Here is a 26651-nt window from a genome sequence, read left to right as displayed (position 1 = left end):
AAAACAAAAACAGCTCCCTAAGAACTAGGGAGCCCCGACCTCTAAAAGAGGTGCCCGAACAATATGATACCTAAAAAAAGGATAATTGTCAATAGCTAATTTTTATTCCTCGATGTTTTCAGAATCATCATCTGAAAACTCGTCATCTTCTTCGTTGAGATCCACGTCTTCACCCAAGTCATCAGGAGCGATTTCGTTGATTTCTGCATCATAAGCTTCCACTTCATTTTTCTCATCATCTGGATTTTCATCATCATATGAAAGAGCTGGATCTGCTTCGTATGCATCTTCGTCTTCTGGGTCATCTGCATTGTAGTCAATAGCATCTGAATCGCCATCCATGAAGGCATTGACACGTTTTTTCTTAGCTTTTGGTGCTACTTCATCGTCGTCATTTTCTTCAAGAGCAATGATCTCTTCGTCAATTTCATCTACACCATACCATGAACGAAGCCCCCATTTGTTATCTCCAAGTGAGATGAAGCTACCGTCAAAGTTCAACTCTGTGTAGAACAAAGGCAAGGCTTCGCGGATATCGCTGTTTGATGTTCCAAGGTAATTTTGAATTTCGTTTACAAGATCGCTAAAATGCATCTCATGATCGCGACCACGAAGTTCCAAGATAGCACGCGCTACCTCAATCATAGATAGTTCACTTTTTTCTTGCCCAGCAAATACTTCTAATTCCAAAGCGTTTCTCCTCATTTATACTACTATCGCCAGAGCGAACAGACTCTGACCTCATTTTATCATTTACTCTTTATTTTACGATAATTTTGAAGAATAGTCAAAGGTTAAGGGGAAGAAAGTTAGTTGATTTGAACTGGGTAACTTCTCACAGTAACTTCCACTTGCCTAACCGAAGTGGAAATTAGTCTAAAACGGACTTTTATTTCTTTGCTACCCAGCCGATGGCATCGCTTGGTGGATTTTCAGTATCAATCCAGATGAATTCAATACCGATTTCCCCATTTTTAAACTTAGTCAAACGAATACCGTTGATTTCTAGTTCATTGAGTCGTTGACCTGTCAATACCTCTCGTTCCTTCAACTGGAAAACACCACGTAAGATCCAATTCCCAAGAATTTCTTGTTTATCAGTTGACTGGATTGCCTTGCCAGCTTCTTGGTTGATATAGGCATTGATGACATCTCCAGAAGGTAAGAAGCGTAGTTTAAAAGTTCTTTCTTCTTTGGGTAGAGCTAGTTTTTTAGTGCTGGGTTCAAAAGTTCCAAATCTAGGACCAAAGAAGTCTGGCCTTTCGTCATGAAAGTTCTTAGAGTCTGGCAGAGGAATGTAAACTTCACTAACTGGACGATAAACCAGCTGTTCAATCTCCTTGATGAGTTTTTTATTGCCAGTATTGTGGACAAAGTGAATCAAGTCCTCACGAATCGCCTTCATCTGAATTTTTTCTTCCTTGCTAGTCCACTTTTTCAAGAGGATTTCTTCTAAAGAAAAAGTCACAAAAGCTAGTTCTTCTGGAGCGAGACTGTTTTTGAATTTTTCCTGAATCTTTAAAATCCGTGGCAGACGATCTTTCTTAGCTAATTTTGAACCACCATTAAAGGCATTAAAGCCCGAGTTTTCTTCCACATTCCCATGTTTGTCTGTGATAACCCAAGACACCGTTTCTAAGATATCAGATTGTCTCTTTTCAGCGGTCAGTAAATGAAGGTTTTCAAAGAGAGAAAAAGGATCTTCAATATAATGGACGTCCCAAGTATCTACCACAATATCTTTATTGTTAAAAGTCATGTGGAGCTGACTGTCAGCTGCCGTGTACTTGTAGTGGTGTTGCCCATCCGTAAATCGAAAATTAGTTGGATTATTTTTAGTAGTTGATCCTTCAATGACTAGATTATCAATATCAACTGGTAAATAAGTCGTCTCGCCAACAAAAATCCTAGGATTTTCTCCCTTTGGTGTCGGCATCAGAACGTGATAAACAGCTTCAACATTGACCGAATCTGAGTTAAACCCCTTAATTTGTGCCTTAGAAGATTCGATTCTCTGATTTCTTAAGGTCGCAATCTTTCGTGCCAACTCTTTATAGCGTTGATAGTTTTTCTTGTCTGCTGTTTCTTTATCTGCTGAGATATCTGCATGGAATTTGATATCACCCAGCAATTCTGTCCAATCTTGAGAGTCCTTCTTAAACTGGGCGATTTTTTGATCTCCAGAATTGATTCCAAAAGACTTAATACCCACTAGGTATTTATGATTTTCATCCACAACGACAGAGGCATCATAGGAAGTGTTGGCAATATCTTCCCCAACAGCATTAAAAGCCTTCTGGAAAACAGTCTCTTGAAATTTAGAATTAACAATCGGAGCAACATAATTCTCTGTTTGTCCCTCATCGTCGGACTCAGCCTTTTGAGAGAAAGCTTGGCTTAAGCTAGCGAAGTTAGTAATTAAGGTTTTGTATTTGTCTTTTTGTTCAGACTTTAGATGTTCCCACATAAGCGCCCTCTTTTCTATTTTCAGTATATCAAAAGAAGATTAGTTTTTCACTAACCCTCTTATATATTCGTTAATTAATACTGTAAAATTCGAGATTTCCTCGTTTTTTAACCAATTTTAAATAATCTTCACCAGACAGAACGGCTAGACCATCGTCATAAGATTTGATTTTTTCAAGAGCTTGGTCATAGCTATCTACAAAGTCCTTGACATAGGATTGCCCTTCAAATTGTCCATTCATCTTGGTGTAGATAATGGCAATTTTTCCTGAGCGTGCAAGTTGAGATTGCCCTTGGCTTTCATTTAAAGCCTTGGCAACATTTTCCGCGATACGTTTAATCACGGGAACGACTACGCTATTCCCAGCCTGTTTGTATAGCTGACCGTTAGAAACGCCTTCTGGGATTTTAAAGGATTTAGGATATCCTTGAACATTAAAAGTTTCTTTCGGTGTTAGCTTACGAATCTCCCCGCTGTCCGTCAAAATCAACGGAACGTTGTGTCCACCTGTTCCCATGTTTGCTGTTAGGGTTGGGACAACTCCGTTTTTATTTTCACGGACATACTGACGACGCCACTGGTAGACCGTATCTTGGCTGGTGACTTCAAATTTCAACTGATCGTAGAAATTTTGCTTGCCTTCACGGTAGTAGTAGACTTCATCAAGCTTGTCGCCAAAGTTAATGACGTCCTGAAGAGAAGTCGTGAGCTTGATTTCCTCTGGAAATTCAAACAAGTCATAAGCTTCCTTGGTATCAAAACCAACAATGTAGATCCGCTCACGGTTTTGTGGGATATTTCCGTAGTCTTTCCCGTTAAGAACCATCCACTTGATAAAGTAGTTGTTCTCCGTCAAGGCTTCACGAATAACCTTGAAGGTATTGCCGTGGTCATGACCGACCATGTTCTTGACGTTTTCGATGAAAATAGCGCGAGGTTTGCATCCTTCAATCATGCGAAGCAATTCGAAGAAAAGATCGCCACGATCATCATCAAAGCCCTTGCGATAACCCGCAATACTAAAGGCCTGACAAGGGAAACCTCCCATAATCACATCCACGCGCTCAGCGGGAATATCCTCTGGCTGAACATCGTGAATATCACGACCATCCAAATAGGTATCTGGATGATTTAACTGATAAGTCTGACGCGCATACTTATCAAATTCATTGGCATACACCACTCTGAACTCGTTGGTCTGTTCAAATCCCAACTCAATTCCCCCAACACCTGAGAAGAAGGCTGCAATGTTGTACTTCTCAGATCGGTTCGAACTTACAGAATTTGTCATGTAGTAACCTGCTTTCTAAAATAAAAGATATATAGCTCTATATAGTTTATAAAAAATATTGTTCTAATTCAAATTTTTCAATTCCTTGCTTAGAAAGTATGTACTCTCTTAAATGATGATTTGCTCTTGGATTATGAAAATCATCAAACTCTATGTTTTGAATTTGGTTATCCTTTTTTAGTGTATTATATAGATTTTTACTTAATCCTAGTTGCGAAATTTGTAACTCTTTTATATCATTTGTTCCAAACATAAACAAATTATACAAATCATCTGAGATAATATTAAATTCTCTTAATGAATTTACTAATAAACCAATTTCAAAATCTACAAATTCATCATCGGTTTGGAGTTTAATAATGGCGATGTTATACATATCATATTCTCTAGTTTTATAGTCATTTAAATCTATATAGACTTTTGCCCTGGAATCATTATAATCATCCGACTGATATGCCTTTTCTCCAAATTGACTACCAACATATTGCATGAAATTTTTATTATGATCCGAAGAAGAACTTAAAATATCTTCCCAATATAATACTAAATTATTTACTCTATCCTTTAGAGAGGAGTAGGAACTTGGAATAAAAACTGAATAATAATTAATTGTAGGTTCAAACCGCAAACGTTTGACGTTGTTATTCGGATAAAAATACCTATAGTCTATAGCTCTATCGGCACCTTCATTAACAAAATTATCAAAAAAGACTTCCTTAACTTTAAGCAAAATTTCTTTGTAGACATTATCAGCATTATGGATAATCTCTGTCTCTTGTATAATTTTCTCTAATTTTATTAAACCTAACTCCGTATAGTTTAATAGTTGCTGAGCTCCAGATCTCGTGAGACGAGAAATAAAACTAGGATTATCAAAATCATTAACTATATTACTTTCTAAAGCTAAAATTTTCTCGGAATTATCTAAATTAGATTTATTTACTACAGAATTCTCTAATAGTGGATTTTTTACAGAATCCTTAATATTACTTCGTAAAGATTCAACTGTTTTCTTTAACTGACCATTTCTATTTTGAGGATAGCTATCAAGTTCCACAAAGTGTACAGGAACTAAGATCTTGTTTAGTTCACCATTATTTGAAAAAATCTCATTCAATCTATTGACTCTACCAACTAAGTTTATTAGTTCATTAGTAGCCGAAAAACCTGAAATAAAGAATAAAGAGTCAATAGGCATATTCATACCAGCGAGAATAACTGAATTGGCAATTAAATGTTTAATTGAAGCATCATCTCTAAAACATTTCAGAAGATAATTCCTTATATTATTTGGTAGTCTACCATGTAGATATAGAATTCCTTTTGATAGAAATTCAATTAGCTTAAATTTAGGATGAACTATATCCTTCAATTCTTCAATTAAATTAGCGAGTGATTGTGGTAATTCATCATACTCAGGTAATTGGTCACATAATTCCTCAGCATAATGTTCTATATAAATAGGCCTGTATAAATAATGTAAATTTTTTTTATAATTTTTACTACAGTTAACAATATATTTTAAATTATTTTCCGTATTAGATAATTTAAAAAAGGAACCCAAATATTGCTCGAAGACAAACTGTTCATTGGCATTACTAACATATCTTATATCTAAAACCTTTAAATTATTGTTAATTTTATATTGCTCTACATGCCCTTCTTCATTTTTTAACAATAAATTATTAACATTTTGAATTAGAGGTGAAAAATAGTATATATTTAGTTCGGGATTTAGTTTCTTGTTGAGTTTAAGCAATCTTGCTAACAACAGGCTTCTATTTGCATGTTTCAAACCGAAATCAAAGTTAAACAGTTCATGCGCTTCGTCGATATAGAGAGAATCGAATATTAAGTGTTGTTCAATTAATCGCAACGCTCTCTCCTGTGTAACAATCGCAAGTACTCGTCGATCCGAATCATTATAATTCTGTTCATGAGTTATAATTTTTCTATTTAATTCTCCTAACTTTTTTGCTTCTCGGAATACTTGGTCAATCAACGCTTTAGTAGGTACTATAATTCCAATATTGTCCAACTCATTGTTTTCTAAAATATGTTGATAAATTATTTCGCTTTTTCCATATGATGTTGGAGCAACAAAAGCAAATTTTTTATTTTCTGAAGCAATGATTTCCTTAGATACTTTGTCCTGTTCAAGCGTGTTTATTTTATCACCGTTTGAGAATTGAGCAAGTTTTAAATCCGAAAGAAAATAATTCAATATTCCTTCATCTACCAAACCACTTCTTAAAAGTTTTCGTGCAATTGGATAATAACCAAAATTAACTGAAAAATCATATAGAGCTCTGTAGTCATTGATTTTAAAACATGTTCTAACAATAATTGAATACGCAAATTCTATATAATAACTTCTGGATCTATTTTTTTCAAATTCTTCAATAAATAACAATGATATTGCGAATAAATATTCTGCGTCTCGATTAGTTAATTTTTCTTTTATAAACAATAATTCTAAGATAATATTTACAATCTCTTCTCTTTTAGAGAGTGTTGTCAATGTACTTTTCCCATCGCTACTCATCAATGATTTCCTCTAAGTATTCCAAAAAAATTTCAATAGTTTGTAAATTAATTGCGATAATTATCTCATCTTTTGATTTATGATTTTTTATAAAATTATTTAAGGTGGAAACTTCAAAATTAATTTCATTAATATGATGATTCCCTCTCTTATCTGGTATAATCGTCGATCCTATAATAACGTTATTATCCTCAATTTTAAAATAATCTCCGTTAGTATAATTCGTTGATAATTCCGCAACTCTTTTAACTAAACTATTCGGTGATTGAGCGATTTTTGTATGATTATATGCATTCCGCCACGGATTATTGATTTTTTCATTTTCACCAGATAATTGTTTCTCCAATCCTTTGTATGCTCTATATACTGTATTTCTATGACTATTATTATGTCCTATCTGACTAGATTTACTCTCTAACAACCAGAATTTTTCACCCTCAAGTACAAGACCGTCAAACCCTTTTTTAGCAGAATTTTCCTCTAAATTTCTAAAACAATATTCTTGAGAAAAACCTTTTGTTCTCAATAAACATATGACAACTAATTCCGCTATTGCTCCATTTCTTTTGTTAATGTCAATTCTTCCAAGATAATTTAGCAATTCTCTTGCTTCTTCCTTCAAAGATAATGAACTTTCACGACCCGAAATAATCGTTAACAAATTCTCTTTAATAAAAGTTTTATCCGTTTCAGATAACTGTTCAATAGCTAGTCTTAAGTAACGGTAATGCTTCTCACTACGTTCAAACTCAATATCTGATATAGACAATTTAATAACCTACTTTAACACTTTATTTTCCATTATACCAAAAAACACGGCTCATCACCGTGTTTCTATGTTTATTTAACCAACTTCTTCATCTCATCAATACGCGCTACGGTCGCGTCGTACTTAGCTTGATAGTCGGCTTGTTTGTCGCGTTCTTTTTGGACGACTTCTGGTTTGGCGTTGGCTACGAAGCGTTCGTTAGAGAGTTTCTTGCCGACCATATCCAGTTCTTTTTGCCATTTAGCCAGTTCCTTGTCGAGACGAGCGAGTTCTTCTTCGACATTGAGGAGGTCTGCCAGTGGCAGGTAGATTTCTGCTCCTGTGATGACGCTTGACATAGCGAGTTCAGGTGCAGTGATGGTTGATGCGATTTCCAAGTGTTCTGGATTTGTGAAGCGTTTAATGTAGTTGACATTGCTGTTAAAGAAGGCTTCCAAGTCGCTATCGCTTGTCTTAACAAGGATGGTGATAGGTTTGCTTGGAGCTACGTTTACTTCCGCACGCGCATTACGAACGGCACGGATCAAGTCTTTGAGGCTTTCCACACCAGTGTGAGACGCAAAGTCTTCAAAGGCTGGGTTGACAGTTGGGTATTCTGCTGTCACGATAGAGCCTTCTGAGATTTGTCCAAAGATTTCCTCTGTCACGAATGGCATGATTGGGTGGAGGAGACGAAGGATCTTGTCCAGAGTGTAAAGGAGAACAGAACGTGTGATAACTTTCTCTTCTTCGTTGTCGCTATAAAGGACTTCCTTAGTCAACTCAACGTACCAGTCCGCAAACTCGTCCCAGATGAAGTTGTAGAGGATGTGTCCAGCAACACCAAATTCAAACTTGTCAAAGTTTTCAGTGACTTTGCCGATCGTTTCATTGAGGTTGTGGAGAATCCAGCGGTCGGTGACATTTCCAGCTTCCTTGTTGACAACTTTTTCCACATTGGCAGTTGCTTGCTCAAGGGTCAAGCCTTCATTGTTCATGAGGATGTAGCGAGAGATGTTCCAGATTTTGTTAATGAAGTTCCAAGAAGCATCCATTTTCTCGTAAGAGAAGCGCACGTCTTGCCCTGGTGCAGAACCGTTTGAAAGGAACCAACGAAGGCTATCTGTTCCGTACTTATCAATAACATCCATTGGATCAATCCCGTTACCGAGAGATTTCGACATCTTACGACCTTGCTCGTCACGAATGAGACCGTGAATCAAGGCATTTTTGAATGGCGACTTGCCAGTAAATTCCAAACCTTGAAAAATCATCCGAGATACCCAGAACGGAATAATATCGTAACCTGTTACCAAGGTTGAAGTTGGGAAGTAACGCTTGAAGTCTGCAGAGTTCACATCCGGCCAACCCATAGTTGAGAATGGCCATAGAGCAGAGCTGAACCAAGTATCCAAGACATCTTCGTCTTGAGTCCATCCGTCACCTTCCGGTGCTTCTTCGCCCACATAGATTTCACCCTCGGCATTGTACCAAGCAGGGATTTGGTGACCCCACCAAAGCTGACGAGAGATGACCCAGTCGTGGACATTTTCCATCCATTGGAGGAAGGTATCGTTGAAACGAGGTGGGTAGAATTCTACCTTGTCCTCTGTGTCTTGGTTGGCAATAGCATTCTTGGCTAATTGGTCCATCTTGACGAACCATTGCGTAGACAAGCGTGGCTCAACCACAACACCTGTACGCTCTGAGTGGCCAACACTGTGAACAAGTTTTTCGATTTTGACAAGAGCACCGATTTCTTCCAGCTTAGCAACGACTGCCTTACGAGCTTCAAAACGGTCCATACCTGCAAATTCGAAGGCAAGCTCGTTCATAGTTCCGTCGTCGTTCATGACGTTAACTTGTGGCAAGTTATGGCGTTGACCAACCAAGAAGTCATTTGGATCGTGAGCAGGTGTGATTTTTACGACACCAGTACCAAACTCAGGATCTGCGTGCTCATCTCCAACGATTGGAATCAATTTATTAGCGATTGGAAGGATAACATTTTTACCAATCAAGTCCTTGTAGCGTGGGTCTTCTGGATTGACCGCAACCGCAACGTCCCCAAACATGGTCTCAGGACGAGTTGTCGCAACTTCAAGGGCGCGTGAACCGTCTTCCAGCATGTAGTTCATGTGGTAGAAGGCACCTTCGACATCCTTGTGGATCACCTCGATATCAGAAAGGGCTGTGCGAGCTGCTGGGTCCCAGTTGATGATGAATTCACCACGATAGATCCAGCCTTTCTTGTAAAGGTCCACAAAGACCTTACGAACAGCTTTTGACAAACCTTCGTCGAGAGTGAAACGCTCACGAGAGTAGTCTACAGAGAGCCCCATCTTGCCCCATTGTTCCTTGATGGTAGTGGCATATTCGTCTTTCCATTCCCAAACCTTGTCGAGGAATTTTTCACGACCGAGGTCATAACGTGTAATGCCCTCTCCACGCAAGCGCTCCTCAACCTTAGCCTGAGTGGCAATCCCCGCGTGGTCCATCCCTGGAAGCCAAAGCGTATCAAAACCTTGCATGCGTTTTTGACGGATGATGATATCTTGCAAAGTCGTATCCCAAGCGTGACCAAGGTGAAGTTTACCAGTTACGTTTGGTGGTGGAATCACGATTGAATAAGGCTTAGCCTTTTGATCGCCTGAAGGCTTGAAAACATCCGCATCAAGCCATTTTTGGTAACGACCAGCCTCAACCTCGGCTGGATTGTATTTAGGTGAAAGTTCTTTAGACATGTGTTTGTCCTTTCTCTATTGTATTCATTTTATCTTGAATCTGCTTAGCAACCTCTTCTGCAGACAGATTCGTATTATTTATTTTAAAGTAGTGGTGCAACTCATTGGGTTGATGTTGGGAATTTAATTGAAGGATTTCAGTGGTCTCTAAAATTTCTCTTTCAGATATCTCAATATGCCGTTTCAAGGGCTTGTGCTTCAACCGGTTCTCCGTTCGATTTCGACGTAAACGCTCTTCAAGACTTGTTTCCAACTCCACAAAAAGAATCTCTTGATGAAAGTTATCCAATAAATCCTGAATTTGCTGCAAATACAGCAGCTGGTACTGATTTGAAAAATCAATTACGTCAGTTAAAATTACTGATCGCTGATTTCTTGCACTTGCTCCAAGGAAAGAAAAGGTAATTCCACGAACAAATTCCCACATTTCCTCTGTAAAGTCCTGATAGATTCCTAATGCAAAATCGATGGCTTGATGGTTATAAAAGAGGGTAGCATCTGTCAGTCGAGATAACTCTTGACCAATCGTCATTTTTCCAGAAGCCGGAGCCCCAATTATGAAAAGATGCATCAAATCACCTCCCACTCACTCCTCAACAAGCCATATCTCAAATCATCACAGCGGTTTCCTTGAACATCTTTACGGTCTCGGATGCGAGCTTCGAGGGTAAAGCCAAGCTTTTCCGCGACTCGTTGACTTTGAAGGTTATATCCAAAGCAAGACAATTCAATTTTATGTAGATTCAATTCTTTAAAAGCCAGATCAATCAAGGCACGCGCAGCTTCTGGTACATAGCCTCTGCCCCAATAGTCTGGGTGCAAGGTATAGCTGATCTCAAGAACATCATCTTCATGGCGATGGTTGAAATCGACAGAGCCAACGATCTTATCAGTTCCTTTGACGACAATCCCGTAGCCTGCTGGGAGATTTTCCTTTTGATTACGCTCAGGAAGGATATGCTCCAGATAATAAATCTCATCTTCCAAGGTCTTGACAGGTGGAAAACCTGCTGGGTAAGAAACTTCTGGACGACTAGCATAATCAAAGATATCCTCAGCATCCGCCACAGTCCGGACTCGTAAAATGAGACGTTCTGTTTCCAAGCGTTCTGGAAGTTCAGTTCTTGCCATCCTTTTGCCTCGCTTTCTTAATGAAGCTCCCCATAGGGTCTACTCGGTCATCTAAATAGCGATAAACGCGCTGGTGGCCATCCCCCATAAAGTAAGTCGGCGCAAAACGGTCATTCTTAAAATGCCCCTTGTCATCCAAGAGCTCTGGATCAACTAGTCGTTCGATAATCTTGGCAAAGATGTGACAAATACCGTCTTCCTCAATAATTCTATCAACTTGACATTCTAACACTACTGGACAGTCCTTTAAAATCGGTGCCTGAGTCTGTTCAGAAATCTCGTAGTCTACCCCCAGGTGTTTCAATTTCTCTCGATGACTGATAAAACCAGCCTGCTCCATTTCTAGCATGAGATTTTCCTCAGGGATATTCACAGTAAACTGCTGGAAATGCTTGATTTGCTCAGCCGCATTTTCCTCAGCACCAACACCGATGACTAGCCAATCTCCCAAACTATAGGATGAGCTACAGGTCGTGATATTGTTCCCAAAATTCTGATCCTGATACCCAAAAATAAAGATAGGAAAGCCATAGTAGAGTTTACTTGTTTTAAAAGATTGCTTCATAACAACCTCCTTTGACTAAGACGCAAAAGAAAATCCCTGCCATCTACATGACAGGGACGAATGTATTTATCCGCGGTACCACCCAATTTCGGGCAGTTGCCCGCAACTCTCGTCTTTAAAACAAAAAGACACTTTTATTTCAATTTTTCATCCATTAGCAACTAGTTTTGACACATTTGTGGACTTCTCAGCACCGCCACTTTCTGTAAAATGTGGGAATCAAAACACCTCTAATGGCTCTATTGTAGCAAGATTTTTTCGGAAATGCAAGGCACAAGAAAAATTACTTGAACTTGATGCCGTTTTCTTTCAATTTCTTGATGGTAGCTGGGCCGATTCCTTTCAAGGCAAGGAGTTCTTTTTCAGTCCAGTTTTTGAAATCTGATGCAGACTTGATGCCTTCATCGTAGAAAGTTTTGGCACGGTCAAGTGGAAGTCCACCCAAGTTTGCTGCAAAATCTTCTACAGAATTGGCTACTTTTTGAGCTTGCTCTTTGGTAGCTTCTACTGCTTGTTCAACTTTTTTAGAAACAGCCTTACCAGCTTCGCTCGCTGACTGCTCAGCACGTTTTACGACTTTCTTTGTCTCTTCTACAACCTTAGTCACAGTACTTGAAAAGGCACCTGCGCGACGGAGGCTATTTCGTAATTGTTTTTTACGATTGAGTTTCTTTGACATGATAAAATCCTTTCAATAAAAAACCCCTGTTCTGACAAGGATTTAATATAAATATTCTATCAAGATTTTAGTAAAAAATCAAGAAATGAAATATAATTAGAATAAAAATCAGTTCTTTTCTACTCCTAGAAAAAATTGACAATGGTTTAACAAGTTGATAAAATATACCTCAATGTGCAAAACTGATTCACACTAAAAGCTGACGGAGATAAATTTATGAATACTGAAAGTTACTTTGATGGTGGACTCTTGAGTTATATTGGTTACTACATTTTATCATTCATCATTATTGTCCTTACTTTAGGAATAGCAACCCCATGGGCTGTTTGTCTCATGCAAAATTGGAAAATAAAACATACCGTCATTGACGGACGTCGCCTCTATTTTGATGGTACAGGTGCCCAGTTATTTGGAAACTGGATTAAATGGTTCTTACTCTGTATCATTACACTTGGAATTTATTCATTCTGGTTGAACATCAAAATGGAACAATGGATTACCAAACATACACACCACGTATAAAATAAAAAGTGCGGTTCTTACAACTGCACTTTTTTATCTAAGCAATTAATAATTTCGCTCACCAAACAAGCCTTCTGGCAAATCATGGAATCCCTTACCTGCCTTGAAATTTTCAAATTTGCCAAGCAAGAACCGATAAGCATCCAAGCGACTTTCGTAGCGAATCATGGCATCTTTAGCACGCTCGTCTTGGTCTTCTTCGTAGACTTTTTGGCTTTCCTTGTGCGCCATGTCATTGATCATAATCTGGGTATTGACCCAGGCTTCAAATTCCTTCATAAATTCTTGTTCGTAACTCATTTTTTCTCCTTATTCTAATCCACGGAAATAGTCCGTGTCAATCTCACGGTAGGGCTGAATATCCTGAACATACTCCAGCACACCTTGGAATTCTCCCTCTTCATCGTGCACTGCTGCGTAGGTGATGTGGACAAACTTGCCTCGTGACTCAGATTTGAACCACATTTCATACTTATCTTTGCTTCCCTCACGAAGCCCCTTCATGATGGTTTTGACCTTGTTCAAGTACTTAGGCGGATGGCAAAGTTCAACATTACGCCCGACTTGGGACGGTGTCCGTTTGAAAATCATCTCATCAGCCGGCGCATTGTCATTGTAATACTGGAAAATATCGTCTTTATTGACAAAGGTAATCTCCATGGGAAGGTGATTGAGGATGAGGTTGGCCTGCTCGACCGATAGATAGCCATTCCCAAAAGCCTGTTGACTATGGCGGTCCAGCACTGCTTCCTTTTCCTTAGGGGTAAAGGTAATGGTAAACTGGCCTTCTGGCGTATCAATAACCTGCTGAACTTGACCCTCTGTCGTATCTAACTGTACAGGCTCCTCTGCACTCTTTTCTTCAACAAAACTCTGGCGTTCTGGCACCCATTTCTCAGACGGACGAATAATAGCATAGCCATAGGCATCGCTCTCCTCCGCAATCTGAAGCCAGTCATCCTGAGTAAAGGACTCAAGGAGAATCATGAGAAGGATGGACTCTTCCTTGAAAATCATGCTTTCAAATTCTGTCGCAAAGGCTTCAAAATCTTCTTTTACAGTGCTAATCGACACTTCTGGTAGTGACTTAGCTGTCATTAGAGCTGTTTGAAATAGCTCCCTGATCTGATCATCCACTCCCCACATAACTTTTGGAGGCGAATCGTGACCATAGCGCTCCATGATGGGAAAGAAGAGTTCTTCTTTACGTTGGTAGTGGATGTCAAATTGCCCCAAAAGTCCCATCTGACGCACCAAGCCCTTACGCATCTCCACCAGCATTTCTTCATCTTCCATAGACTCATAGGTATCCAACAATCTCCGAATGCGAATCAAGGCCGCACGGAGGGCTAGATTTTCTTCTTTGAAAATCCGAACTGGGTGACCTGGGTGCTCGGTATCTGCAACTTCGACATCCTTAACAGCATTTTTAAAAAGATTGGCATGGACATCACAGAGTTCCATGACATCTTCAAAGGTAACACCTGAGTCTGAGTTCATCAGCTCGTGCTCCATAAGGGAAATCTCGATTGCTGAAACGCCTGTAAAGGTCGCATCAAAACGCTCCTGAACCGACTCAGGGGAGGCACCATTGTGCAATTCTAACAAAATATCCCGTAGGACATGAATCCGTTCATCTGCCATTAGTCTAATCCAATCACTTCGTAGCCGTTTGCTTCCAGCGTGCGGACAATCTTGTCCATAGGAGTTCCTTCAAGCTTAGAACCCTGTTTGAGTGATACTTTTCGACCAACTATATTGCGCATTAAGGGATTAGCAAGGGGTTTAAAACCCAACTCTACTAGGATTTCCAAGACTTCTGGATGCTTGTCCACCACTTCTGCAACAGGAATTGAAACATCGATGATATTATCCATGATGACCTCCATTGTATGTTCTAAAATGATTTTACTGTTTTTATTATACCACAAGGAAAGTGATTAAAAAACTAGCAGTGGAGTTCCTGCTAGTTCTCTGCGACTTGGATGACCATCTAGATAAGTTTAAAGAGCCAATCCAATATTTTAAATAATAGCTTGTAAAACAGCAATTGGATTGCAAAATAGATGATCATCCACAGGAATTTCATAATTCCAATAATCGGTTTGATAAAAATAATGGCAAGAAGGCCCCAGAAAAATTTCATTCTCTCTCCTCTGGCTTGATGAGCCACCGAGCCGTATCCATTAACTTGTCTGCAATAAAGAGTTTCCCAAAACCGACAACGGAATGGTCATCTTTCTTTATCGTTTTCATCACTTTTACACCTTGCATGGTCAAAAAGTAATTTCCGTAAGTTTTAGCTAGAATTTTTATGAGTCCCATATTACTCACCTTCGATGATTTCAGCTTCTTTTCGGATAGTATCAATATCTATTTGATACTGCCCTTCATTATAGTTAACTAATTTGGATAATTCCTTTTGCAGTCTTTCCCCCATCGGCTTCATGGTCGCAAAGGTTAAGCCACCAGAAAGGACACCCCCTAAAATAGGAATCACTTTTCCCATTCCCTTAGCCAAGCCTCCCTTTGTCAAGCTGACTCCAAAAATTTTCAAAACTTTTTCCAGAATAGGATACCAAAGTGTCTTTGTCAAAGCTTTCTGCGGAATCGTCTTCATCACATGCTTGGCAACTGTTACACCTCCAGAGCGAAGCAAAGCTCCTGCTCCATTTACCCCTAGCATGACACCGAGATAAAGCAAGAGTGTATTTTGAGCATCCTCGCTCAATTCATCACGGGATTCCCAAAGATTATCAAATCCATAAATATAGCCTAGTTCTTGGGCCAACTTTAATGAAAAAGCATAAAACTGAACTACATCTGTTGGAATAGTGATTGCCATGGCAATACCACCAGGTAAACCTGCCAAAATCGAAGTCCCGCTTGCTCGTAGAACATTATCCTTAATACAGTTCTTAGCAACTCGATCCAAATTTTCCTTTGTTAACAAAGAGGTCGGACCTTTTTCCAATAATGTAGCAATATCCTTTCGATCTAACTCTTTAGAAAACTTGTCAACTAAAAATTTTTCTCGATTAACTTTGACCATAGGTAATTTCACCACTTGTCGCAACACTTGCATCGCTAACTCTTGTTTGCCCATCTCTATCTCCATTTATCATTCGTATTAAACTTTATCATATCATACTATAAGGTATTTACAAATTTTTTAAACTGTTTTTTGCAATTACAAATACAGCTATTAATATCTAGAAGAATCCAAGCACCAAAAAAAGAGGGTTACCCCTCTTCTTTAGTTTTTATCCAGATTGCGTAGCATCTCGTCAATCTTGTTTCCATACTCGATGGACTCGTCTTTGACGAAGGTCAAATCTGGGATTTTGTACAATTTCAAATTGCGACCAAGTTCACGTTTGATGGTACCAGTTGCTTTTTCAAGCCCGATTTGAGCTTTCTGGTTGTCCGAAGCAAGGTTACTCAAAATGGTGTAGTAAACCTTGGCAACAGACAAGTCACCCAGCATCTGAACATCTGTGATGGTCACACCTTGGACACGCGGATCACGGACTTTCTTTTGCAAAATCTCATTGACTTCGCGCTTGATTTCCATGCCCACACGATCCGTACGGAAATGATTTGCCATGATATTCCTTTCTCTACTTTGAACCAAAAGCTAGGCCAGCAGACCTAGCTATTTTTAAACTTCTTGATTTTCATTTCAAATTGGAACGAAGTTCAATTTGAAATTATCTGCTTCTTTCGCCGTGGTGAAAGTGATGGAACTGATTTATCAGTCTCATCACAGGGGATTTTTGAGATCCTAGGCTCAAAAATAAGCAATGAAACCATCGGTTTGCTTGCGTCCCCCACCACCTAAGAAAGGAGCAAAAATCTTATCTCTTGATTTCTTCCATGACATAGGCCTCAATCACATCATCCATCTTGATATCATTGTAGCCATCGATCATCAATCCACCTTCACGACCGTTTGTAACTTCTTTCACGTCGTCTTTGTAGTGTTTCAAGCTTGCAAGTTCACCGTCATAGATAACGACACCGTCACGGATAACACGGACTTTAGAGTCACGGGTAACCTTACCGTTGATAACCATAAATCCACCGATAGTTCCCACTTTAGATACCTTGAAGGTCTCACGGATAAGAGCTTCACCGATGATTTTTTCTTCGAATTCCGGATCAAGCATCCCTTTCATAGCTTCTTCCATCTCTTCGATAACTTTGTAGATAATGCTGTGGAGACGGATTTCTACATCGTCAGCTTCTGCTTGTTGACGAGCTTGTGGTGTAGGGCGTACGTTGAAACCAACGATAAAGGCATTTGAAGCTTCAGCAAGGGTCACGTCTGATTCGTTGATGGCACCGACCGCTGAGTGAACGATGGTAACTTTGACACCTTCCACGTCAATCTTTTGAAGTGAGGCAGAAAGGGCTTCAACAGAACCTTGTACATCGGCCTTGATAATAACGTTAACTGATTTGAGTTCACCAGCTTTAAGGGTATCGAAGAGGTTTTCAAGGCTGACACGTTGGGTAGCTTGACGTTGTTTCATAAGGGCACGTTTGGCACGCTCTTCACCTGCTGCACGTGCAGATTTTTCATCCTCGTAAACAGCAAAGTGGTCACCTGCCATTGGCGCTTCGTTCAAACCTGTGATTGACACTGGTGTTGATGGTCCAGCAACCTTAACACGCCGACCAAGGTCGTTGGTCATAGCACGGACACGACCGAAGGTATTTCCGACAACGATTGGGTCTTGAACATTCAAGGTACCTTGTTGAACAAGAAGGGTTGCGACCGCACCTTTTCCTTTATCCAAGCGCGCTTCGATAACTGTACCGATAGCACGCACTGTTGGGTCTGCTTTGAGTTCTTGGATTTCAGCCACAAGAAGGACTGTTTCCAACAATTCTTCGATATTTTGGTTGAATTTAGCTGAGATTTCAACAAATTCAGAATCTCCACCCCAAGCAGTTGACATAACACCATGCTCTGCCAATTCACCGATAACGCGTTCTGGGTTAGCACCTGGTTTATCAATCTTGTTGATGGCTACGATGATTGGAACGTTGGCCGCTTTTGAGTGGTTAATGGCTTCGATAGTCTGAGGCATAACCCCGTCATCTGCCGCTACGACCAAGATAGTAATATCGGTAACAGATGCACCACGCGCACGCATTGATGTAAAGGCCGCGTGTCCTGGTGTATCAAGGAAGGTAATCTTCTTTCCATTTTCCACGATTTGGTAGGCACCAATATGCTGAGTGATACCACCTGCTTCACCTGTCGCAACACGAGAGTTACGAAGGGTATCTAAGAGTGTTGTTTTACCGTGGTCAACGTGTCCCATGATAGTTACAACTGGTGGACGCTCAACCAATTCATCTTCATTGAGATAACCATCTTCGACAAAGAAACGTTCGATGTCGGCATTATCCACTTCAACCTTTTGTTTGGCTTCGATACCATAATCCACCATGAGGAGTTCAATTGTTTCCCCATCTAAAGATTGGTTTTGTGTGGCCATGACACCCATCATAAAGAGTTTCTTAACGATTTCAGCTGGTTCACGTTTGATACGTTTTGCGATTTCCGCAACGGTCATACCATCTGTATATTCAAATTCTGTTGGCAATTCATGGAATTTACGCTCTGTAACAGGTTTTGGAGTCTGAGTACGGTTGTTCTTGTTATTGCCTTTTTTGTTCTTTTTGTTGTTATTCCAGTTACTATTCTTTTGATTTCTCACTTGATTTTGACTACTTCGATTCTTTTGTTGTTTTCTAGGACCATCTTCTTCGTGATCATAATCGTCACGATTTTTGTCTGGTCGAGCTTGTTTTTTACGACGTGTATCCACTGCAGCTTCTTTTTTCTCAGGGACGACTTCAACCACTGCTTGAACTTGCTGTGCTTGCTGCGCTTGTTCAGCTAACTTAGCCGCTTCTTCAAAGATTTCCTCTGGTTCCTTGCGTTTGTTAGCTTGAGCCAAGGCTTCTTTAGCAGCCTGATACTGCTTGAAGCGTTCCTCACTTGAACGTGCGTACTCTGCATTTTGTTCTGCTTTTAGAGCTGCTGCACGGGCTTTAAAGTCAATACGTGGAGCCGCTTGATTTGGACGTTTGTCCTCTTGTTGACGGCGATCGTTTCCACGATTTTGCTGACCTTGCTGTTTCTTAGCTTGGTCATTAAAGCGACGATTGTCGCGGTTTCCTTGACCTTGTTTTCCACCATTACGGCCGTCGTTTTTCTGACGGTTTCCGTTTTGTTGTTGGTCACGGTTATTGCCCTTATTTTGCTTACGTCGTTCTGCCTGCTCTTTGGCACGGGCTTCACGCTCAGCCTTGAAATTACGGCTTTGCGGTTTAGCCGCTACTTTTTCTGTTTTAGGAGCGACTGGTTCAGCAGGCTTTGCCTCTTCCTTAGCCACAGCTGGTTTAGCTGGCCCAGATTTTTCGGCTTTCTTTTCTGCACTTGCTTTTGGTGCTGCAGGTTTTGCTTCTTCTTTCGGAGCAGCTACAGTCTTAAAGCTGGCAGCGATTTTTGCAGCGACAGCTTCTTCCACACTTGATGAGTGGCTTTTCACATCCAAGCCCAACTCTTTTGCACGCGCTACAACTTCTTTACTTTCTTTTCCAAGTTCTTTTGCGATTTCGTACAATCTTTTCTTAGACAAATCATGTCCTCCTCTTCTATTCCATAAGAGACCTCATTTTCTTTGTAAATCCAGCATCTGTCACAGCCAAAACCTTTCTTGATTTCCCGACTGCTATGCTTAATTCCAGTGTTGAAAACACGGTTACAATTTCTACTTGATAATAATGACTTTTATCTTGAATCTTCTTGGTCAGATTGGGTCCAGCATCATGGGCTAGAAAGACCAACTTGGCCTTGCCATCTTGAATGGCCTTGACCACCAATTCTTCACCCGATATGATCCGCCCTGCTCTCTGAGCAAGTCCCAAGAGATTGCTTATCTTTTGCTTATTCAAGTCCTAACTCTCTTCTTTTCACTTTGTGATCCACATAAGCGATCAACTCGTCATAAAAGCTTTCATCCACTTCCATGCTAAAGCTGCGGTTAAAGACCTTCTTCTTTTTCGCCTCCAGGGCTTCTGCATTGTCTAGTTTGATATAAGCGCCACGGCCATTAGCCTTGCCTGTCGGATCGATAAAGACTTGTCCTTCCTTGTTCTTGACAATTCGGAGCAAATTACGCTTATCAATCACTTCGTTAGACACAACAGACTTGCGCAAAGGGATTTTTCTTGTTTTCATCTTTCCCTCCTCTAGCAGCTTTTATTCTTCTACAGTAGCATTTTCTGCTTCCAACTCTACTGAATCAGCTTCTTCCATGGCTTCAAATTCGCTAGCAGACTTGATATCGATACGGTAACCAGTCAAGTGAGCCGCCAAGCGAACGTTTTGTCCACGACGACCGATAGCAAGAGAAAGCTTGTTATCAGGAACAACCACCAAGGCACGTTTGCTGTCGTTTTCGTCAAAGATAACTTGGTCAACCTCAGCAGGAGCAATGGCATTGTAGATAAATTCAGCTGGATCTGCTACCCACTCGATAACATCGATGTTTTCTTCGATTGGTACCATACGGTCGCTCTTGGCATCATAGCGAGCTGGGTGGAATTTGCTAGTGATTTTCTTGATGTTAGCACCACCGCGTCCAACGATTGTACCGATAGCGTCCACGTTTGGATTATGACTGCGAACGGCAACCTTCGTACGGTCACCAGCTTCACGGGCTACGCTCATAATTTCAACCGTTCCATCATAAACTTCTGGAATTTCTTGCTCCATCAAGCGTTTGATCATTTCTGGATGGCTACGGCTAACAAAGACGTTGACACCGCGAGGGTTGTCTTCAACCTTGTAGACATAAACTTCAATACGATCATGAGAAGCAAAAACTTCTCCAGGAATTTGGTCTTGTTTTGACAATTGGGCTTCGATGCTACCAAGGTTGACATAGATAAAGCGGTTGTCAAAGCGTTCTACAGTACCAGACATGATTTCCTGTTCATGCTCTTTGTAAGTATTGTAAGTGATGGCACGTGTTTGCTTGCGCATTTTTTCCATGATGGTTTGTTTAGCAGATTGGGCTGCTACACGGCCAAACTCAGCAGGTGCTTCTTCAAACTTGATTTTGTCGCCAAGCTCATAGGCTGAATTAATGGCAAGAGCATCTTTCAAGCTGATTTCCAAACGGCTATCAAATACTTCATCAACCACTTCACGGACAGTATAAACTGTAAAGTCACCTGTTTTTTCGTTGAAGTCAATAGCTACGCTGTCTGATTGACCATAGCGTCTGCGATAAGCGGAACGAAGCGACTCTACTACTGCGTCGATGATGTCTTCTTTTTTGATTCCCTTGTCTTCTTCCAAAATGCGGAAGGCCTCTAGCATTTCTTTACTCATGTTTTCTTCACTTTTGAATCCTCAAAAGCTATCCTTTCTTTTTCTATAATTTAACTGCTAAACGTGCTTTTGATACTAAACTGTATGGAATTTGGACAGTTTTCTTACGCGTCTTGTCCATATATTCCATGGTCAACTCGTCCTCTTCGAAGGCCAATAAGGTTCCTTCAAAGACCTTTTGCTTATCGATGGCTTGGTAGAGCCCGACATGAATGTATTTCCCAACCGCTCCAGCGACGGCATCCTTGGTTTTCAAAGGACGTTCCAAGCCTGGACTGGTAATTTCTAGGAAATATTGTTCTGGGAAGGGATCTGGCTTGATGGTGTCTAGGACAGGACTGATAATTTCTGTCAAGTCTGCCGTGTCGTTCAAGGTAATTCCTTCAGGTTTATCTACAAAAATACTGAGAATCATGTCACTGCCGATCTTTCCATACTCGATATCCACGAGTTCGAAAGGTGCTTGTATGACAGGTTCTACAACTTCTCTGACTAATTCTACGATTGTTGCGATTGCGTCCACCTCCTCATAAGCAAGAGGCGAAGATATTTCCCCGCCTCACTTTTCATATTCTTACTCTTAGTATAGCACGTTTGCTAACTTATGTAAAGCAAAAGCACTTATACAGCCTGATTTCAGGCTATTTCTTAAAATTCTGCCTCAACTCGGTAGATAACTTGCCCCTTGTTTGAGAATTTTTGCTCGTATTCTGTCATGACATTGCCTTCAAAATCACTGGCATGCAAATCTAGCCAGACACCATTGAGTTTCATGCCATACTGAGAAAAGCTCACGAGGCTGTACTCAAACAAGCAACGATTATCTGTCTTGAAATGAATTTCTCCATTTTCAGGCAAGATACGTTTGAAGGTATCCAAGAAGGTCTTGTAGGTCAAACGACGCTTTTCATGGCGTTTTTTCGGCCATGGATCTGAAAAATTCAGATACAAGCGATCAATCTCACCGTCTTCAAAGTAGTCAGTCAAATCAGAACCATCTACCCACAAGAGCTTGATGTTAGGCACTCCAACTTCAAGCACCTTGTCCAAAGCGTAGCTCAAAACAGACTTTTGAATATCAATCCCGATATAGTTGATGTCAGGGTTTTGCTTAGCCATACCTGAAACAAAGGCACCCTTTCCACTTCCAACCTCCACATGAATGGGATTATCATTTCCAAACAAGTCCCGCCATTTTCCCTTGGCTTCCAAGGGATTGAGGACCACATACTGGGGATTTGCCTCTAGTAATTCTGTCGCCCCTTTACGATTTCTAACTCTCATCTTCTCTTTCCATACTTGTCTCGGAAGTGACGCAAGCCATGAATCTCCCGATTGACATTTTCTAAATCTTGGTTCATATAATACTTGGAAATCTGGCTCAAATAAGACAATTGTCCGTACCAATACAATTTATTTAATACCGTTTGATTGTACTTATAGCCGTAGTAGGTCAACCATTCCTTCCACTGATGTTCTGGAATATAATGGCAGAGCATATGGGCCACATCAAACATGCGATCGGTCAAGCGAACCGAATCCCAATCCACCAAATAAATCAAGCCACTATCTGTCTCAATCCAATTACTATGTCGTACATCTCCATGGACAATGGTCGCATAGTCCTCTCTAAATCCTGGAATAGTCTGACGTAAATCAGCCATCACTTCACTGATAAAATGATTTTTACGCAAAGCATCTGGAGCCGTTTCTTGCCAAGACTGTAGTAAATCTACAGGTGTTTCCATGGCATAGCCCAAACGACTCAACTGTGTCATCAACGGACGTGAGCGATGTAGACGGGTTAAAATATTGACGATTTGTTTACGATTCATATCATAGGGGGTCAATATCTTGCCAGTCAACCATTCTTGAGCACACATATCACGCCCATCTGCCAAACGGCGACTCCATAATAATTGTGGAGCAATTTGTTCTCTAGCTAGACCAGGTAGGATTGGAGAGGTGTTCATTTTTACAAAGATGCGCTTCCCATCAGGATAGCTACCCATATAAGCCTTGCCACTCTTCCCAGGTATGGGAGTCAGTGTTAGCTCATTATCACCCAAATCCATTTCTTTCCTCCGTATAAAGTTTCCTTACTATTCTACTAGTTTTTGGCCTATTCGTCAACCGCTCCACACCCGATTCTCAAAGAAAAGCCTCTGGATTGGCTTGAGTATCATTATAGAAAGAAAAAGGCAAGCACCGTCTTCTGCTTACCTTTTCATAATTTTTATAAATAATATAGGAGTGGCCAACTGTTATAAAACATGTGGACTAGAGTAGAAACCCATAAGTTTTGGCTCTTTTTATAAGCAAAGCCCAGCAACAAGCCCCCAAGTAGATAAAAAATAAACGAAGGGACATTGGAAGGTCCATGCATGAAAGAAAAGAGAGAGGAAGTTAGCACAAGCCCTAACCAAGAGTTGTCAAAAACCGCACCTTGAAGAAGTCCTCTGAAAATGAGTTCCTCCTGGATGGGGCCAAAAACTGAGGTAGTCAAAATCAAAGACAGAGAAATTCCTCTGCTGACTTCCGCCAAGTGTTGAACTCCTGCGCCAGAAGAAATAGCGAAGAAATGAATATAAACCAGCGTCTCAAGCACACTTAGAAGAAAAATTGCAATGAAAAGTAAAAGTTGTTTCTTGCTTAACATCCCAAAAGAAATCATTTCAAACTTTCTAGCATAAGCAACACTCAGCGAGGTTACTAGAAGACTTACAATAATCAATTCAGATTCATTTTGAAAAAAATCCCCATGGTTAATCGTATAAGGAACTGTAATAACGATTATTAGTACTAAAAATCCCAAAAATAAGGCATGGCACTTATTGAAAATGGCCATAAAACGATCCTCCTCAACAAACAAACTTCCCTACAAGTCATCCTTGAGCTCTAATCTTTCCAAAACAAACCATTTTAGTAACCAAAATCCGACCACATAGCCAGCCCCTAAGAATATAGCCATAAAAGCTAGCATGGAATTTAGGGAATTAAAGACCACCGCAGATACAAAGGTTAGCACAAAAACGTTAAAGGCAATGGTGTCAGAAGCCAAGACTAGAATATAGGGTGTCAACCAGTCTAAGGTTTTGGAATCTAGGAAAAATAAGTGTTTATACATGATAACCTCCTCTATAGCTGAAAAGCAAGCCTTGGTTTTTTTACCCCAAGACCCTATGTAGAAAAGTGAGCAAAAATGGTAAGTTTGCAATGATATTATTAACAATATGAATCGAATAAGAAGGATAGATACTCTTCGTATAACGTGTTAGACAGGCAAATAGACAGCCCACTGCCGTATAGACAAAAATATCTGCGAGACTTGGCAAGCTAGAAAAGTGGGGCAAGGCAAATAAGAATGACGGAAAGAGAAGATCCAGCCCCCACCTCGAATTCTTAAAGAAGGCATGTTGAAGCAATCCCCTACATACCAATTCTTCCATCAGAGGTCCTAGTACGATTAAGGTTAGGTAAACACCAAACTCCGCAAAATTTGTCTCACTATAGGCAATAAACAAATTCCACCCTTCATTGGTTCCCTGAACGTGTCTAGCTGTCAGATAGTTAAAGCAGATAAGTACAACAGCGGCTAACACCGTCAGTACGGAATAGCTCAACCACTTTTTTCTAGGGATACGAAAGAGATAAGCATGGCCCGACCTGACCAAAATCCAAATCATAAAGCAGATAAAGAGAAGGCTGATGATGTTTCGAATCCAGATAAGATTTCCTACCCAAGACGAGAACTCCCAATAATTGCTCCAAAATTGGGTTGTCCAAAACAATCCGAAAAACAGAAATAAATAAGAAAGAATTGCACTCGTTTTGAAAAGGATAGCGTGTTTTTTCATATAACTCCTCCCCACTATCTACAAGACAGGATGACCCCCTCCTGTCAGGCTCTACTGCTGTAAGATTAAGAAGACAGCTTGTTCTTTTTAAGGCTAACCTGACTACTAGATAATAGATACATTAAGGCATTAAAGACAATGAAAATATGTCCATAGAATAAAATCAACCTCGCATCCAAACCAAGATAAAGTTTGACCATCAAAAAGATGAGCAAAAGAATTTGAAACCATAAGGTTTTTCCAAAAATAAATTTAAAGCGATTTCGAATATCTACTTCCTTGATTTTTACCGCCACCCCTTTATTAGCAAGAAGGAAAACGCCGGCTTCAAATAATCCACTGTAGAGAACAATCCACCCAATCGATACATTAGAGATTTGTAAAAATGTCCCTAAAAGAAGATTCAACATACTACTCAAGAAAATAACAAGAAATAATCTGTATTTCATATTAAATACCTCTATTCATTTATTTCACTAACAATTTAATAGAGCCTTCTACTCAAATATCCTGTCAGAAAAGGATAGAAAGCTACTTTTTATAATACTTCAAGCCCCACATGAGCAGAAGCATGATAAGCAAGCAGAGAATAGAGCCAATGTAGGCAATTAATTGTTGATAGAATTCTCCTGCTGTGATCCCTCTATACAAACAAATAATAGACATAAAACCTGTCAAGCCGATATACATGAGTTGATTGGTTCTAGGACTAACCAAATCATCATCTTCAAACTCTCTTATCCTCATTTCCCTAGTGAGGTAAACAGTAACCAAAATCGAAGCCAAGTTAATAACCACTAAGAGAAATTGGAAGACCAAGGAAAAATTTAAAAACTGACGAGATAGAAATAGATAAGTGGAGACAAGCAAGGGCAACTGCCCTAGGAACAATCTAGTAAGGAAGATGTTCCGTTTTTTAGCAAGAAAAGCTTTCATTTCTTTGCTCCTTTCTTTTTCATTAAAGCAAAATAAATCATAAATGCAATCACATAGGCTATGGTATAAAATAGCTGATACCAAGCACTCTCCCTAAGCGGATATAGAAAGATGGACATGATCAGATACAAGATGAAAATGACAAATATTTTTTTCTTCATAAGATTTCCTCCTGAATGTTTGTTGAGTAAGAACCTTTACACTGTTAGTATAGCACTCATTTTGACCTTGGATCACTCAAATCATAAATGGTCATCAAAACATCTTGAATTGTTAAAAAATTTAAAAAGCAAGCATGAAAAACATACTTGCCCTGGGGGAACTTGACAATGTGAAAATACAAAATAGAGAACTAATCCCCCTCACTTCCGTATGTTCTCATATATTCTCATGATCGCAACAAGGATAGCAGCTGTCCCACTTGCCAAAGCGATAAGGGTAATGATAATGTTGAGGATTTCAGGCGTACTCCCTATTCTGTTGATAAGACGGAGTAGGGATATAACTGTCAACTGAATCAGGAGTATTGATTCTACTCTTACCAATGAAGTCAGTTGGTTTTCAACTGCATATAAAAAGACTGGTAACATAACACAGGCTATAGCAATCACAAACAGGTTACTCCCTGTTCCTTCTCCCTTATTCACCACGGAAATCATGAGAAGATTCGATGCTATAATCAACGTAGAACAGATGATAAAAAAGGATTTCTTATTCATATAGGGTACCTCATATACTATGGCATTT

At 39.9% G+C, this 26651-nt stretch carries 31 protein-coding genes; 1 reads left to right on the top strand and 30 read right to left on the bottom strand.

Annotated elements, in window-relative coordinates:
• Positions 1-102: 102 nt before the first annotated feature.
• The 10 genes from rpoE to N8L33_RS02055 all read right to left on the bottom strand — a co-directional run bounded on the left by rpoE (position 103) and on the right by N8L33_RS02055 (position 12170).
• Positions 103-690 carry a DNA-directed RNA polymerase subunit delta gene (gene rpoE / locus N8L33_RS02100; RefSeq protein ID WP_031227756.1) on the bottom strand — a complete coding sequence of 196 codons (588 nt, stop codon included), beginning with the start codon at positions 688-690 and terminating at the stop codon, positions 103-105.
• A 199-nt stretch (positions 691-889) separates the two neighbouring features.
• Positions 890-2467 (bottom strand): hypothetical protein, encoded by a 1578-nt coding sequence (locus N8L33_RS02095; protein ID WP_203175850.1) that lies wholly within the window; start codon positions 2465-2467, stop codon positions 890-892.
• A gap of 70 nt (positions 2468-2537) precedes the next feature.
• Positions 2538-3758 (bottom strand): DNA cytosine methyltransferase, encoded by a 1221-nt coding sequence (locus N8L33_RS02090; RefSeq protein WP_153192900.1) that lies wholly within the window; start codon positions 3756-3758, stop codon positions 2538-2540.
• A 46-nt stretch (positions 3759-3804) separates the two neighbouring features.
• The gene (locus tag N8L33_RS02085) at positions 3805-6303 is read right to left on the bottom strand and encodes a DEAD/DEAH box helicase (RefSeq protein WP_261058235.1); all 2499 of its coding nucleotides are present in this window, start codon (positions 6301-6303) and stop codon (positions 3805-3807) included.
• Entirely contained in the window at positions 6296-7072 is a 777-nt protein-coding gene (locus N8L33_RS02080) for a hypothetical protein (RefSeq protein ID WP_053794866.1), read from the bottom strand. Before N8L33_RS02080 ends, N8L33_RS02085 begins: the two co-directional genes overlap by 8 nt.
• A 71-nt stretch (positions 7073-7143) precedes the next feature.
• Positions 7144-9795, bottom strand: coding sequence for a valine--tRNA ligase (locus tag N8L33_RS02075; protein WP_261058234.1), 2652 nt, complete (start codon positions 9793-9795; stop codon positions 7144-7146).
• Positions 9788-10366, bottom strand: a complete 579-nt coding sequence (locus N8L33_RS02070) for an AAA family ATPase (protein WP_261053418.1) — start codon at positions 10364-10366, stop codon at positions 9788-9790. Before N8L33_RS02070 ends, N8L33_RS02075 begins: the two co-directional genes overlap by 8 nt.
• A complete protein-coding gene (locus N8L33_RS02065; RefSeq protein ID WP_261058233.1) occupies positions 10366-10926 on the bottom strand; it encodes a GNAT family N-acetyltransferase in 561 nt (186 codons plus the stop codon). The genes N8L33_RS02070 and N8L33_RS02065 overlap by 1 nt, the downstream gene beginning before the upstream one ends.
• On the bottom strand, positions 10913-11491 hold the full coding sequence (locus N8L33_RS02060) for a flavin reductase family protein (RefSeq protein WP_261058232.1): 579 nt from the start codon (positions 11489-11491) through the stop codon (positions 10913-10915). Before N8L33_RS02060 ends, N8L33_RS02065 begins: the two co-directional genes overlap by 14 nt.
• 283 nt (positions 11492-11774) lie before the next feature.
• Positions 11775-12170: a helix-hairpin-helix domain-containing protein gene (locus tag N8L33_RS02055; protein ID WP_000038631.1), complete on the bottom strand. Its 396-nt coding sequence runs from the start codon at positions 12168-12170 to the stop codon at positions 11775-11777.
• A gap of 216 nt (positions 12171-12386) precedes the next feature.
• On the opposite strand from N8L33_RS02055, the gene N8L33_RS02050 reads away from it, so the two are divergent.
• Entirely contained in the window at positions 12387-12692 is a 306-nt protein-coding gene (locus tag N8L33_RS02050; protein ID WP_261058231.1) for a DUF898 family protein, read from the top strand.
• Positions 12693-12737: 45 nt separating this feature from the next.
• Here the strand turns inward: N8L33_RS02050 and N8L33_RS02045 are convergent, their stop codons facing one another.
• From N8L33_RS02045 to N8L33_RS01950, 20 genes are all read right to left on the bottom strand, one after another.
• Positions 12738-12992, bottom strand: a complete 255-nt coding sequence (locus tag N8L33_RS02045; protein ID WP_261058230.1) for a DUF1912 family protein — start codon at positions 12990-12992, stop codon at positions 12738-12740.
• A gap of 9 nt (positions 12993-13001) precedes the next feature.
• Entirely contained in the window at positions 13002-14336 is a 1335-nt protein-coding gene (locus tag N8L33_RS02040) for a DUF438 domain-containing protein (RefSeq protein ID WP_261058229.1), read from the bottom strand.
• Positions 14336-14569 (bottom strand): DUF1858 domain-containing protein, encoded by a 234-nt coding sequence (locus tag N8L33_RS02035; protein ID WP_261058227.1) that lies wholly within the window; start codon positions 14567-14569, stop codon positions 14336-14338. The genes N8L33_RS02040 and N8L33_RS02035 overlap by 1 nt, the downstream gene beginning before the upstream one ends.
• 116 nt (positions 14570-14685) lie before the next feature.
• The gene (locus tag N8L33_RS02030; protein WP_261058225.1) at positions 14686-14838 is read right to left on the bottom strand and encodes a hypothetical protein; all 153 of its coding nucleotides are present in this window, start codon (positions 14836-14838) and stop codon (positions 14686-14688) included.
• Positions 14835-15017 carry a hypothetical protein gene (locus N8L33_RS02025; protein WP_261058224.1) on the bottom strand — a complete coding sequence of 61 codons (183 nt, stop codon included), beginning with the start codon at positions 15015-15017 and terminating at the stop codon, positions 14835-14837. Before N8L33_RS02025 ends, N8L33_RS02030 begins: the two co-directional genes overlap by 4 nt.
• 1 nt (position 15018) lies before the next feature.
• The gene (locus N8L33_RS02020; protein ID WP_261058222.1) at positions 15019-15798 is read right to left on the bottom strand and encodes a hypothetical protein; all 780 of its coding nucleotides are present in this window, start codon (positions 15796-15798) and stop codon (positions 15019-15021) included.
• A gap of 150 nt (positions 15799-15948) precedes the next feature.
• Positions 15949-16299, bottom strand: coding sequence for a 30S ribosome-binding factor RbfA (gene rbfA, locus N8L33_RS02015; protein WP_001273601.1), 351 nt, complete (start codon positions 16297-16299; stop codon positions 15949-15951).
• A gap of 250 nt (positions 16300-16549) precedes the next feature.
• A complete protein-coding gene (infB, locus tag N8L33_RS02010; RefSeq protein ID WP_261058221.1) occupies positions 16550-19351 on the bottom strand; it encodes a translation initiation factor IF-2 in 2802 nt (933 codons plus the stop codon).
• Between the two features lie 16 nt (positions 19352-19367).
• Positions 19368-19667: a YlxQ-related RNA-binding protein gene (locus N8L33_RS02005; protein ID WP_001041390.1), complete on the bottom strand. Its 300-nt coding sequence runs from the start codon at positions 19665-19667 to the stop codon at positions 19368-19370.
• Positions 19660-19953 carry an RNase P modulator RnpM gene (gene rnpM, locus N8L33_RS02000; protein WP_261058220.1) on the bottom strand — a complete coding sequence of 98 codons (294 nt, stop codon included), beginning with the start codon at positions 19951-19953 and terminating at the stop codon, positions 19660-19662. Before rnpM ends, N8L33_RS02005 begins: the two co-directional genes overlap by 8 nt.
• A 21-nt stretch (positions 19954-19974) precedes the next feature.
• Complete coding sequence (gene nusA, locus N8L33_RS01995; RefSeq protein WP_261033988.1) at positions 19975-21111, bottom strand: transcription termination factor NusA; 1137 nt, start codon at positions 21109-21111, stop codon at positions 19975-19977.
• Between the two features lie 43 nt (positions 21112-21154).
• Entirely contained in the window at positions 21155-21634 is a 480-nt protein-coding gene (gene rimP / locus N8L33_RS01990) for a ribosome maturation factor RimP (RefSeq protein ID WP_000338691.1), read from the bottom strand.
• A 125-nt stretch (positions 21635-21759) separates the two neighbouring features.
• Entirely contained in the window at positions 21760-22395 is a 636-nt protein-coding gene (trmB, locus tag N8L33_RS01985; protein WP_261058218.1) for a tRNA (guanosine(46)-N7)-methyltransferase TrmB, read from the bottom strand.
• Positions 22392-23186: a cell cycle regulator CcrZ gene (gene ccrZ, locus N8L33_RS01980; RefSeq protein WP_000363005.1), complete on the bottom strand. Its 795-nt coding sequence runs from the start codon at positions 23184-23186 to the stop codon at positions 22392-22394. Before ccrZ ends, trmB begins: the two co-directional genes overlap by 4 nt.
• A gap of 161 nt (positions 23187-23347) precedes the next feature.
• Positions 23348-23959 carry a CPBP family intramembrane glutamic endopeptidase gene (locus N8L33_RS01975; protein ID WP_261058216.1) on the bottom strand — a complete coding sequence of 204 codons (612 nt, stop codon included), beginning with the start codon at positions 23957-23959 and terminating at the stop codon, positions 23348-23350.
• Positions 23960-23989: 30 nt separating this feature from the next.
• Positions 23990-24238: an immunity protein BlpZ gene (blpZ, locus tag N8L33_RS01970; protein ID WP_261058209.1), complete on the bottom strand. Its 249-nt coding sequence runs from the start codon at positions 24236-24238 to the stop codon at positions 23990-23992.
• Between the two features lie 40 nt (positions 24239-24278).
• Complete coding sequence (locus N8L33_RS01965) at positions 24279-24968, bottom strand: CPBP family intramembrane glutamic endopeptidase (RefSeq protein ID WP_261058208.1); 690 nt, start codon at positions 24966-24968, stop codon at positions 24279-24281.
• Positions 24969-25033: 65 nt separating this feature from the next.
• Entirely contained in the window at positions 25034-25417 is a 384-nt protein-coding gene (locus N8L33_RS01960; protein ID WP_261058206.1) for an immunity protein, read from the bottom strand.
• Between the two features lie 82 nt (positions 25418-25499).
• Entirely contained in the window at positions 25500-25904 is a 405-nt protein-coding gene (locus N8L33_RS01955; protein ID WP_261058203.1) for an immunity protein, read from the bottom strand.
• A 362-nt stretch (positions 25905-26266) separates the two neighbouring features.
• On the bottom strand, positions 26267-26623 hold the full coding sequence (locus tag N8L33_RS01950) for a hypothetical protein (protein WP_261058201.1): 357 nt from the start codon (positions 26621-26623) through the stop codon (positions 26267-26269).
• Between the last annotated feature and the right edge of the window lie 28 nt (positions 26624-26651).

Source organism: Streptococcus mitis (genome assembly GCF_946188695.1).
GTDB lineage: Bacteria > Bacillota > Bacilli > Lactobacillales > Streptococcaceae > Streptococcus > Streptococcus mitis_DF.
The sequence above is the reverse complement of the archived record's forward strand: the minus strand, read 5'-3'. Positions and strand labels throughout refer to the sequence as shown.